The organism is Blautia sp. CAG:257 (assembly GCF_000433815.1).
GTDB classification, from domain to species: Bacteria; Bacillota; Clostridia; order Lachnospirales; family Lachnospiraceae; genus Blautia_A; species Blautia_A caecimuris.
Genome location: NZ_HF998985.1, coordinates 27,952 through 39,687, shown reverse-complemented (window position 1 = coordinate 39,687; position 11,736 = coordinate 27,952). Strand labels below are relative to the sequence as shown.

General features: G+C 44.7%; 10 protein-coding genes. 1 reads left to right on the top strand and 9 read right to left on the bottom strand.

The window, feature by feature from the left end; all coding sequences use genetic code 11:
- The 9 genes from QVP40_RS00970 to QVP40_RS00930 all read right to left on the bottom strand — a co-directional run.
- Positions 1–1,874: DUF2298 domain-containing protein (locus tag QVP40_RS00970; protein WP_288200089.1), on the bottom strand; the 1,874-nt coding region annotated here is incomplete at its 3' end.
- The gene (locus QVP40_RS00965) at positions 1,864–3,840 is read right to left on the bottom strand and encodes a hypothetical protein (protein ID WP_022066644.1); all 1,977 of its coding nucleotides are present in this window, start codon (positions 3,838–3,840) and stop codon (positions 1,864–1,866) included. The genes QVP40_RS00970 and QVP40_RS00965, both read right to left, overlap by 11 nt.
- Positions 3,841–3,967: 127 nt before the next feature.
- The gene (locus QVP40_RS00960) at positions 3,968–4,663 is read right to left on the bottom strand and encodes an N-acetylmuramoyl-L-alanine amidase family protein (protein WP_022066643.1); all 696 of its coding nucleotides are present in this window, start codon (positions 4,661–4,663) and stop codon (positions 3,968–3,970) included.
- 49 nt (positions 4,664–4,712) lie between these two features.
- Positions 4,713–5,144: a hypothetical protein gene (locus QVP40_RS00955; protein ID WP_022066642.1), complete on the bottom strand. Its 432-nt coding sequence runs from the start codon at positions 5,142–5,144 to the stop codon at positions 4,713–4,715.
- Positions 5,145–5,229: 85 nt separating this feature from the next.
- On the bottom strand, positions 5,230–5,919 hold the full coding sequence (sigE, locus tag QVP40_RS00950) for an RNA polymerase sporulation sigma factor SigE (RefSeq protein ID WP_279310542.1): 690 nt from the start codon (positions 5,917–5,919) through the stop codon (positions 5,230–5,232).
- Positions 5,920–5,976: 57 nt separating this feature from the next.
- On the bottom strand, positions 5,977–6,825 hold the full coding sequence (locus QVP40_RS00945; protein ID WP_022066640.1) for a sigma-E processing peptidase SpoIIGA: 849 nt from the start codon (positions 6,823–6,825) through the stop codon (positions 5,977–5,979).
- Positions 6,826–6,969: 144 nt separating this feature from the next.
- Positions 6,970–7,740, bottom strand: coding sequence for a type I 3-dehydroquinate dehydratase (aroD, locus tag QVP40_RS00940; RefSeq protein ID WP_022066639.1), 771 nt, complete (start codon positions 7,738–7,740; stop codon positions 6,970–6,972).
- A gap of 107 nt (positions 7,741–7,847) precedes the next feature.
- Complete coding sequence (gene thrS / locus QVP40_RS00935; protein WP_022066638.1) at positions 7,848–9,773, bottom strand: threonine--tRNA ligase; 1,926 nt, start codon at positions 9,771–9,773, stop codon at positions 7,848–7,850.
- A gap of 431 nt (positions 9,774–10,204) precedes the next feature.
- Positions 10,205–11,044: a DegV family protein gene (locus QVP40_RS00930; protein WP_022066637.1), complete on the bottom strand. Its 840-nt coding sequence runs from the start codon at positions 11,042–11,044 to the stop codon at positions 10,205–10,207.
- A gap of 152 nt (positions 11,045–11,196) precedes the next feature.
- Between QVP40_RS00930 and QVP40_RS00925 the strand changes: the two genes are divergently transcribed.
- Entirely contained in the window at positions 11,197–11,724 is a 528-nt protein-coding gene (locus QVP40_RS00925) for a TetR/AcrR family transcriptional regulator (protein ID WP_022066636.1), read from the top strand.
- Positions 11,725–11,736 lie beyond the last annotated feature (12 nt).

Genomic DNA, 11,736 nt, shown 5'->3' with positions numbered 1-11,736 from the left:
GCATCCTCAGGAAAATCGGTTTCCAGAAAAGCAGTTGCATTCAGGCCCATGTACTGGGAGGGATCCTGCACGTTTCCAAACCATGAATTGACACTGTTTCCAAAATATCCCCATGTCCACACAAGAAGAACCAGGGCCACCCCTGCGGCTGCCTTTAATATCTTTTTGTAGGAAATCACCATCAGACGGAAAATCACATAAGCCATTGTCATTCCAAACATAATATATGCCTGATATGTGAGCTTGAACATGGTATTGGCGCGGGCATTTCCATTTTCATAAATATCCCGCACATACACAAGCTCCGGGATCAGTACCAGTCCAATGGCACACAGCCCCATGATCATTGCAAAAAGATCCGGAAGCTTCAGAGATTCCATAAAATGAAAAATCGTCTTATGCTTTGCGCCGCTGAGCTTTTCCACCAGAAGAACGATCACAAAAATCACAGTCAGAATCGCCGGAAGCCCCCACAGGATCAAAAGCTGATGAGGAAGGGAATGATACTGAGCCACCGCCACACCCTGGACCATTGTCTCAAAATTCAGGGTAAAAGGAAGAATCACCACGGTTCCCACAGCCAGAACCTCTGCTGCCTGAGCCGCCGTAACTCCAAGGATCCATTTGGTCTGACCTTTCATCAGAACAATATTGGTAAAAAGTATAACTCCTCCTGTTACCACAAAGTAAATAACAAAATCCCAGAAATTCGTCCAGTGGAACATACCGAGAAGCACTGCCGCCAGAAGGATCTGAGGCATGAAAAGCTGTTTTCCCCAGAATTCCCCTGTCCCCGGCTGTCCCAGAACAAAATCTTTTTTCCGTACCATTTTTATCCAGGCATATAAAAGTCCCAATAACAGAAGGACGAACATAATATTGACCACGTGGGCATGAAGATCTCCCAGAACAAACGAATAGCAGGGAAATTCATGAATTGTCTTATCCGGAACATCCGGGTTAAAACCAATATATCTTGTCGCGTCAGGAAACCAGTAGCTGTCCGGCTCCTGTCCTGTCAGTTTCTGAAGAAAAGGAAGCACCTGTCCATAAACCACATAGTGCATATTTCCGGCAATGGAAACAGAAACTCCCGCCACCACGCCTGTGATCTGAGGAAAATATCTTCTCCATCCCACTGCGCCTGCAGCTCTTTTTCCCATTCTGTCCCTGGTCATCTGGTATATAAGAGAAAACGGAAGGGAAAAGGCAAGTCCTGCCACAAAGGTGCGCATCAGGTTATAGGTCAACTCCACGCTGGTTCCGGAAAGCTTTGTAAGGAATACTGCAAAATACTGGCCGCCATAATAATAGTTGATATTTCCCTCTGAATACCACAGGTCAACTGCCGGAAGAGTGGTGCTTCGCATCATGGCTTCCATAAACCCATAATCCATAAATTTTTCTGTTCCGTATGCCGCAGGATGAAATCCTGCCAGATAAGTCCACAGAAAGAAAAAAACAAAAAACAGGATTTCCTCCCAGTACACCAGATCCAGATGATTTACCGGAATACACTCGATCCCTTTTTTATGCTGCGCTTTTCCAAGCAAAAGACAGCCGGCCCCACAGGCCAAAGTCACCCCGATACAGGTCAGTGAAGTGAATTTCAAAAGTTTGACCGCAACGAGAAACCAGGTTCCGAATCCTGTGACAACCACTGCCAGAACCTTGGAAAACATCCAGCCCTTATCGTCAAATTCCCGGAAAAGCCTTCCTGTCAGAGGCATGGTCACAATTCCCAGAACCATTGCAAGAAGATACCAGGTCCAGAAAGTCCATACGTCTCCTTTCAGCAGATATGCAGACAATGCTATAAGAACGGCTGCAGGAACTGCCCTTATTGTTACTTTTTTTATTATATCAGGTTTCATAAATTCTGATTCTCCCATCTTCCGACTGGTATGCCAGCCTGTATACTGATTTAATCGTAGTCTCTATGCAGGTTTCTTCTTCAAAAGTCATTCCCTCTTCAAAAAGAATATAGGTGATCCTCTCCTGCTGAACAAGACTCTTTACCCTCTCCGGATCCCGGGAAGTATAAATTTCCTTTGCGTTTTCCGCCCGGTCATAGGTATCATATCCTGCCGACCATGCATAATAAGGCCAGCCCAGATACATCATCACTCCGGCCATTGTCACTTCACTGATGCTGTATTCCGGCGTCAGGATCAGATCCCGGCTGTCCAGATTTTGTGCCAGCCAGTCTGTAAGACTGCTGTTTGTATTTACCGTTACTCTGTGTCCCGGCCCGTTATCTCTTACTATGATTACAAAATCATAAATTCCCGTGATCGTCAGACACACTGTAAGCACTGCTGCAAGAATACGGCCCTGCCATTTTTTCCGGAACAGAAGGCACACGGCTCCTGCCCAGAACATTGCCAGAAATGCATAGGAAATCATAATGTATTTATGATTCACAGTAATATCCGGCGTCAGGGAGAAGCAGAGGGCAAATACAAGTGGAAACAGACAGCTTACAAGAACTGCCCGCTGAAGCCTTTTTTTGTAGAAAAAGAATAAAATCAGCGCTCCCACAAAAAAGATGCCGCTCATCTGGATCAGATACCAAAGGACGCCTGCAGCGCTTTTATCCTCTGCGATAAATCCCCACTGAAAAGCAGCCTCCACAGAAGAGCCTTTCATAAAAAGTCTGGTCTGAAGAACCGAAAATACAACAGCCGTAACAGCTGTGATCAGATAGTCCAGCTTACCGTCTGAGCACACAGCAAAGCCCATTAAAATCAGAAGTCCTCCAATAACAGCCGCTCCGTTCCAGAAGGAAGTCATGCCGATGAGAAGGCCTGCTGCCAGCGCGTTTTCCACATACCTGCATTTCCATGCCTCCTTTGAAAAAAGCCTATTCCTGAACCACACAAGCCCTTTCTCCTTATGGCGGCATCCCTGTTCCACCCAGTCCAGATACATCCACACAGCAAGAGCCACGATCAGAAGTCCAAAGGCAAGATGTCTCTGATTCAGATATACATTAAAATTCCACAGTCCCCAGTCTTCATTTGTTGTATATCCGATAAATGAAGTGTTTTCCTGCAGTACCTGGAGCAGATCTCCGGCGCGCAGATGCTCCCACAGAAACTGAAAAAAAGTCAGCGCGCTGCGGAAAAAGAAAAAGAGAACCGTCAGCACTCCTGCCTTTCCACTTCCCACAACATGTCTGGCAATACTGTAAAGCAGCATAAGAAATCCCAGAAGCGCCAGAATACTTGCGGCGTTGTAAGCAATGTCAAGCCGGAGTCCCAGAAACTCCAGATTTCCCACAAGAAACTGAAACATAAAATGATATTTTACGTCCTGTCCTCCAAAATGAGGATACTGGGTAGGAAAATTATTCTGCAAAGAAAAAGACCGCATCATTGCCGTATGGGGCGCATAATCTCCGAACACGGTAAATCCTGAATACAGAATCCCGTCCTTTATGTAAAATACATAGAACATGAGCCAGGTAAGAAATACAAACAGCACAGAAAAAAATATCAGTTCCTTCCAAAACAGCTGTTTATCCTCAACCAGACCCTTATCTGTAAAAATCCTTTTGTTTTTCCTGTATCTCTGAATATAGATGCCCAAAAGAAAAACAGCTCCTGCAGCCATTGTCAGCAGGTTTCCGTATATCAGCGGTTTGTCTGCTCCTGCGGCGCTGGCAGCCCAGGCAATGAGATACGTTACCCAGCCAAAAGCAAGCATTCCAACTCCAAATGCTCCTGGCAGAACCAGCCAGATCCTGTTATTTTTTCCGGTTTTCTTCTGTCCCACAAAAATCTCTGCAAGCTCTTTTCCGCAAAGACTTCCCAGGATCAGATACAAAATCCCAGTCATACATACTCCTCTGTTTTTATTTTTCTGTTAATTTGATCATTAACAGTATACCAAAGTATCCTGATTCTGAAAATACAAAAATCGCCGTCTCCTCTGGTAAATTTAAAGGATACAGCGATTTTCTTTTTTATTTCCTGCTGCTGAGGTACGACTCTATACCATCCGCAACTGCCTGAGCAACCTTTTGCTGGTATTCTTCCTTCTGAAGAAGAGCAGCCTCCTCCGGGTTTGTCAGGAAACCACATTCTGCAATGATCAGTGTTCCCTTACTTCTTTTCAAAAGGTAATAGCTGGTATTTCCCTTTATGGTACGCGGTTTTTGGGGATTCAGTTTCCGGTTCATACTCTCCTGTACTTCCTGGGCAAGCCTTTTTCCTTCCCGGGAGCTTTCATAATAAAAGACCTGCGGTCCCCTGACATCCGGGTCAGAATAGCTGTTCTGATGAATACTGACAGTCAGCACAGGAGAAGCATTTTCCAGAAAGGCGATCCGCCTCTGCATATCCTGAGATTTTTTATTTGGCGCAGAAGCATCATAAAGCCCCTGATCTTTCTTTCGTGTCATTACCACCTGATACCCCTTATCTGTAAGTACGCGTTCCAGTTTACAGGCTATCTTCAGATTGATTTCCTTTTCCTCCAGTCCGTTAAGCCCCACCATTCCCGGATCCGCTCCCCCGTGTCCGGGATCGACCGCAATGATTTCCTTACGGTTTTCCTGTTCTTTCATGGTTCCGGAAACCTGGGCTGCCTGTCTGGACAAAAGCAAAAAGCACACCAGCAGAAGCCCGGACATCACAAGCTCCATCACATATTTTTTCAAGTAAATACATCCTTAAACCACTTCTCTCTAAATATATATTTACTTTTGTCTACAAATACGCCTTCAGCTCTTCAATATTTCTTTCCTCGAACTTTTTCAGTTCCTCCATCAGCTTTCTGATATCCTTCTCTGTTTCTCCTTCATACCGGTTCAGCTTCTGCACGGCTTCTGTGATCCCCATACTGCTTCCCTGTATCAGCATCGCAGCTATATTGGATGCGGAATGATCCTTCATAGTCTGTATATTGACCATAAGATACGTACGGATTTTTTCAAAAGCACTCAGGCCTTTTTCGTCATAACCATTTTCATTCAGCATCCGCCATGCCTTTTCATGGACTTTCTGGTATCCCTCCAGATGTTCACTGAGAAGCTTCTGAAAATCTGCGTTCTCAGTAATATCCATAAGCTGCCTTACGGTATCCACTCCCATCTGTGAATTCTGATAAATAAAGTTCAAAAGCTCTGTATTTGCGTTCATGCCACACTCTCCTTTTTCTTTCAGTATGCACGGATCCCCCAAAAATATACAGAGTCCTGTGAACCTTTACCTTCACCGACAGACCTTATTCATATTTTACAATTTCCTTTTTCAGTCTTTTCATAATTCTTTTTTCCAGTCTTGAAATATATGACTGGGAAATTCCCAGAAGATCAGCCACTTCCTTCTGAGTTTTTTCCTTTCCCTCGGCACTGTTCAGTCCAAATCTGAGACGGATGATCGTCTGCTCCCGGGGCGTCAGCTTGTTAATTGCTTTTCCCAGAAGTGTGATCTCCACTTCATCCTCCAGCCTGCGGGAGATAACGTCCTCATCCGTTCCCAGAATATCAGACAGCAGCAATTCATTCCCGTCCCAGTCAACATTCAGCGGTTCATCAATAGAAACCTCCAGCTTTGTCTTGCTGTTCCTGCGCAGATACATCAGGATCTCATTTTCAATGCATCGCGAAGCATAGGTTGCCAGCTTGATCTTTTTTACAGGATTAAAGGTATTAATTGCTTTAATAAGTCCAATGGTTCCAATAGAAATCAGATCTTCCACTCCAACTCCTGTATTGTCAAATTTTTTGGCAATATACACCACCAGCCTTAAATTGTGCTCAATGAGAATCGCTTTTGCCTCTTTATCCTGTTCTGTTCCCAGCTTACTGATGACATAGGATTCCCTCTGCGGCTCCAGCGGTGCCGGAAGAATATCACTTCCACCAATGTAGTACAGCTCTCTCGGTCTTGAAAGAACCATCCTCTGAATCATCTGAAACGGGTAATAACTGACTCCTGCTGCTGATCTGTTCATAATTATATGCCCCTCCTAATGCAATAATCTGGAATTCAACAGTACCTTGTATTCCTTTCCCAAAGCGGAGGGTTCAAAAGCCAGGGCCAGCACAGGCCTTGATATGCGAACCTCTTCTGCGGGAGTATGGATACAAAGATTCTCCAATGTAACCGCCAGCATCAGCTTTTCTGCCTGTCCTACCGTACGGCAGGACAGATAGTGGGGCTTCAGTCCGGCAATCTCTGTACTTTTCAGCTCCCCCGGATTCTCGTAAAGGTTCTTCAGTCTGTCTATCAGGTCCTCTGACAGCATGGTCTCCAAGATTTCAGGTTTCACAACCGAAACCGGTTCTCCGCTTACCGGATCACTGAGCAGATTTCCTGTATCATAAAACCCGTAAGCAGACTGTTCTTTTCCCTGATAGCTCAGGGTTACAGGGTAGATATTCTTCCTCAGACTTCTGGCAGAATCTGCCGCGCAGACCAGCGCCCCGATGCCCATATAGGTGGCAAAAGCAAAAATCAGAAATGCCGGAAGCGTAATTCCGTTTTCTGACACTGCCTCCCAGAATCCGCCTGCAAGAAACGCAGTCAGATACAGCATGACCATTGCTTTTGCCAGCAGACTTCCCTTCCTGATGCAGAAAGCGATCCTGAGCATAAGAAAAGCGCAGGCGCCGTGCAGAAAAATTCCCATGAGCAGATTTTTCTCAAAAGGAAGATATAGAATCAGGCAGGAAAAAAAAGCTCCCGCCGCGGCTCCTGCCAGATATCTCCACCGGTTTGTCCTGAGTCTCAGAAGTCTTCCTGTAATCCGCAGAACAATATAGTCCATCAGAAGATTCGTCACAAAGACAACATCTATGTATATTTCTCCATACATAAAAAAGCCCCCTATGACCTGTCATTCCCTCACTTTGGTAAGTGAGTTCATTATAGGTTACAGGGGGTGCGTAATTTGTCAAAACCGGGAAACAGATTCCCATAATTTCTCGTTGAGGTTCGACATAAGCCGAGATAATTCTGATTAATCCTCTACGTTCTTTTTGTGAAGAGCATTCATCATCATCCGAAGCTCTTCCACCGGAAACTGTCCCGGCGCAGAGGCCTTTCCTACTGTGGCAAAGGTTACGGAAGAACCGAAATTTTCTCCTGCAATGCGGCTCATGGAACCCAGATTTCCCATGGACATGGCGATCACAGGCTTTTCTGTATACTCTTCTGTGACCTCGCTGGTCACCTGCATAAGATCAGCGACATCTTCAAATCTCTGCGGCATCACTGCCATTTTCAGAATGTCTGCCCCGGATGCGTCCATGTCGATAAATCGGTTTTTCAGCGTTTTACTGTCATCCGTTTTTTCAAAATCATGCGTGGAGGCAATCACTTTCGCTCCGGTCATCTGAATCTTGCGGATCAGCTCTGAAACATTTTCATGAGAAAAATACTCTATATCGATCAGGTCTGCATTTCCGCTTTCTGCTGCTGTCAGTGTATATTTTTCATATTCCTTTTCAGAAATTTCTGCATTTCCTCCTTCTGAAACAGTACGGATGGTAAAAATAAGCGGTATCTCTCCCAATGCATTTCTAATCTCTCTGAGCATGTCCGGAAGGCTTTCCTCATAAGAAAGCCCTTCATAAAAGTCAGCTCTCCATTCCGCCAGATCCGCTTTTATATCCCTGATTCTGCCTGCTTCCTCAAGCAGCGCTGACCGGTCTTTTCCGGTCATTGGCACACATATTTTCGGCTGACCGCTTCCGATACGTACTTCTCTGATCTGAATTTCTTTTGTCATTGCCCATCTTCCTTTCTGATTCCATGAACAGTAAGAATATACTGCTCTTTTCATATGGAAAAAGACTGCTGAGTCCTTTTTACGGAATTTCAGCAGTCCTGTTCTTTTTATTCTGTTACTTCAACTTTTCTGTTCTCGCGGTTTTTGATCTCTTCTTTTACAGAATCAATAAACTCTTTAAGATCTTTTGCTCCTTCATCGCCCATGAAACGGCTGCGGACAGAAACTTTTCCTTCTTCCTCTTCCTTTGCGCCTACCACAAGCATGTACGGAATCTTCTGAAGACGTGCCTCACGGATCTTATATCCGATCTTTTCTGCACGGTCGTCAATCTCTGTACGGATACCTGCATCCTTCAGATCATTCATAACCTTGTTTGCATAATCCATATATTTCTCAGAGATCGGAAGAACTTTTACCTGTACAGGAGCAAGCCATGTTGGGAATGCGCCTGCAAAATGCTCGATCAGAATACCGATAAATCTTTCAATAGAACCAAAAGCAACACGGTGGATCATGATCGGACGATGCTTCTCGCCGTCAGCTCCGATATATTCACATTCAAAGCGCAGCGGAAGCTGGAAGTCAAGCTGAATAGTACCGCACTGCCATGTTCTTCCAATGGAATCCTCCAGATGGAAGTCGATCTTCGGACCATAGAATGCGCCGTCGCCTTCATTTACCACATAGTCAAGTCCCAGATCGTCAAGAGCGCCTCTCAAGCCCTCTGTTGCGATCTCCCAGTCCTCATCGCTTCCCATGGAATCCTCCGGACGGGTGGACAGCTCAACATGATATTTGAATCCGAAAAGCTGATATACACTGTCGATCAGTCTGGCAACGCCCTTGATCTCGTCACGGATCTGCTCCGGTGTCATAAAGATATGAGCATCATCCTGAGTAAAGCAGCGCACACGCATCAGGCCGTGAAGCTGACCGGATTTTTCGTGACGGTGAACCAGTCCCAGCTCTCCCATTCTCAGAGGAAGGTCTCTGTAGGAACGTGGTTCAGATTTGTATACAAGAATACCGCCCGGACAGTTCATTGGCTTAATGGCAAAATCAGTCTCGTCAATTACAGTTGTATACATGTTTTCTTTGTAATGATCCCAGTGGCCTGAAGTCTCCCAGAGATGGCGGCTCAGCATGATCGGTGTGGAAATCTCCACATATCCTGCCTTATTATGGATCTCTCTCCAGTAGTCAAGCAGAGTATTTTTCAGAACCATACCCTTTGGAAGGAAGAACGGGAAGCCCGGTCCCTCTTCTTTCATCATAAACAGGCCAAGCTCTTTTCCAAGCTTTCTGTGGTCACGTTTTTTGGCTTCCTCCATACGGGTGATGTATTCTTCAAGATCTGCTTTTTTTGTATAGGAAGTTCCGTAGATTCTGGTAAGCATTTTGTTCTTTTCGCTGCCTCTCCAGTAAGCTCCTGCAAGGCTGGTAAGCTTAAATGCTTTTACCGGCTTTGTTGTCATCAGATGAGGACCTGCGCAGAGATCCACAAACTCTCCCTGCTGATAGAAGCTGATCTCAGAATCTTCCGGAAGGTCCTCAATAAGCTCTACCTTATACGGTTCATTTTTTTCTTTAAAAAACTCAATAGCCTCTGCTCTTGGTTTTGTAAATCTGGTGATGGCCAGGTTCTCTTTTACGATTTTTTTCATCTCAGCCTCGATCTTCGGAAGATCTTCTGCTGTAATCGGCTCATCACTGTCAATATCATAATAGAAGCCATCCTCAATAGACGGTCCGATTGCAAGCTTCACATTTGGGAAAAGGCGTTTGATCGCCTGAGCCATAATATGGGAAGTGGTATGACGGAATGCTCCTTTGCCGCCCTCACTGTCAAAGGTGAGAATATTCAGCTCACAGTCTCTGTCAATCACTGTACGAAGATCTGCAACCTCTCCGTCCACTTCACCTGCACATGCTACGCGTGCAAGACCTTCACTGATATCGGAAGCAATCTCAATAACTGATTTTGCTTCAGCATACTCTTTTGTTGATCCGTCTTTTAAAGTAATGATCATGATTTTTCTCCTTTTCTTTTTATTTTCAACCACTGTTACGGGACTTTCTTCGCTTTTATACTATTATAAAAGTCGATTGCTCCGTGCCGCTGTACGGAACTTTTATAATAAAAAACGCCCCCTACAATGCTTACGCACTGTAAGGGACGAGATTCTCTGCCCGCGGTTCCACCCTGATTGCCAAATCACCGGAAGCTCTGTCTGAATAAAACAGTTCCCGGAACTCAGCCTCTTTTTTGATGATAACGGCATCACCGGACCGGATTAGGGTCACTCAGAGGTGGTCTTCAACTGATTTCTGTTAAAGCACTTTCACCAAATGTGCTTCTCTCTGCAGCAGTCCACAGTCTACTCTTCTCGTCAGCGTGTTAAATCTGTTCAACTAAGTTCTTTTTCATTATAGCCACTGGATTTCCGTTTGTCAACGTACTTTACACAGATTTTTTTACAAAGCTGATAGCCGCACAGGAAGGGCCTACGTGAGTTCCGATAATTCCTCCTACCGGATACAGTCTGTAATTTTTCAGCCCGTATTTTTCAACGGTATCATTCATAAACTTTTCCCCAAGCTCACGGTCTGAGGTGTAACCAAAGTACACCGGCTCTGTCTCATCTATGTCATAAGATTCAAATTCTTTCCAGAGATACTTGATCCCTCCGCTTCTTCCTCTTGCTTTTCCAAGCATAGTCAGGGTTTTGTCCTTCAACTCTATGACTGGTTTAATGTGAAGCATATTTCCCAGAACAGCCAGGGCTGCCGGTATCCTTCCGCCTTTTTTCAGATAGGTCAGGGTATCCAGCATTCCGCATACAGTCACACGTTTTTTCAAATCTTCAATGGTTTCTGCAATCTCTGAAACAGTTTTTCCTGCCTCTCGCATTTCCACAGCTCTCTGAACCAGAAAACGCTGAGTAATGATCGCCTGTTCCGAATCTATGATATGGATCTTATCATATTCGCTCATCTGCTTTGCCACATTGGCAGCATTTACAGTTCCGCTGAGACCGCTGGAAAGAGTGATAACAAGAACTTCTTCTGAGTTTTCCTTTGCTTCCTCATAAAGAGCCAGATATTCCTCCGGTGACGGCTGGCTTGTAACAGGCAGTTCTTTTTCTGCGGCAAGCTTTTCAAAAAAACGTGTAAAATCCTCTTCTGTCTCCAAAGGAAAATCACCGTCAGAAAATTTTGTTTTCAGCCAGACAATACGGATATTCATTTCCTCAGCTTCCTGTCTGGTTATATCAGAAGCAGAGTCCGTTATGATCATCATAATATGTTTTCCTCCTTCAGCGGATTGACAAGTTTCCGCTGTTTCTCTAAAATATATGTTACAAATGTATCAGTGGAACATACTATATCATATTCCGTCGAAAAATCAATGAACCTGCTTATAAATGAAACAAAACGGAGGAAATTGTATCAATGGGACGCAAAAAAAATTCCAGTGACTTTCTGAAAGAATGCATTGCAGACGCTCTTTTTATTCTGCTCCGCACAAAATCCATCGAATCCATTACAGTCCGGGAGATCACAGAGCTTGCCAATGTAAGCCGGATCACCTACTACAGAAATTTTACTTCAAAGGAAAATGTCATTGAATTTAAGCTGGACAAACTGATGACTGAATGGATCGAAAAACAGCCCCAAAAAGAAAGCGCTTCCGCCCATGAGCTTTCCATTCGTTTTTTCCAGTTCTTTTATTCTATTCGGGATATTGTACAGACTCTGATCCGGGCAAACCTTTCCCTTCTGCTTTTAAATCGTCTGATCCTGAAATTCAACGATATCAATACCGCAGACAGCAGCGAATACTACCGTCAGATTTTTATTTCTTTTGGTCTGTGCGGCATCATTCTCTCATGGATGGACACCGGAATGAAGGAATCCCCGGAAGAAATGGGACGGATCATTTCCCGTAAATTTTTTCCGGCGCCGGAATCAGAGCTGTGAACAGAACAGGGG

Coding starts and splice junctions, on each gene's coding strand:
- QVP40_RS00945 (WP_022066640.1), bottom strand. CDS start 6,825: ATGTATGGAGAAATATACATAGATGTTGTCTTTGTGACGAATCTTCTG.
- QVP40_RS00930 (WP_022066637.1), bottom strand. CDS start 11,044: ATGATGATCATAACGGACTCTGCTTCTGATATAACCAGACAGGAAGCT.
- thrS (WP_022066638.1), bottom strand. CDS start 9,773: ATGATCATTACTTTAAAAGACGGATCAACAAAAGAGTATGCTGAAGCA.
- QVP40_RS00965 (WP_022066644.1), bottom strand. CDS start 3,840: ATGACTGGGATTTTGTATCTGATCCTGGGAAGTCTTTGCGGAAAAGAG.
- aroD (WP_022066639.1), bottom strand. CDS start 7,740: ATGACAAAAGAAATTCAGATCAGAGAAGTACGTATCGGAAGCGGTCAG.
- QVP40_RS00925 (WP_022066636.1), top strand. CDS start 11,197: ATGGGACGCAAAAAAAATTCCAGTGACTTTCTGAAAGAATGCATTGCA.
- sigE (WP_279310542.1), bottom strand. CDS start 5,919: ATGATTCAGAGGATGGTTCTTTCAAGACCGAGAGAGCTGTACTACATT.
- QVP40_RS00955 (WP_022066642.1), bottom strand. CDS start 5,144: ATGAACGCAAATACAGAGCTTTTGAACTTTATTTATCAGAATTCACAG.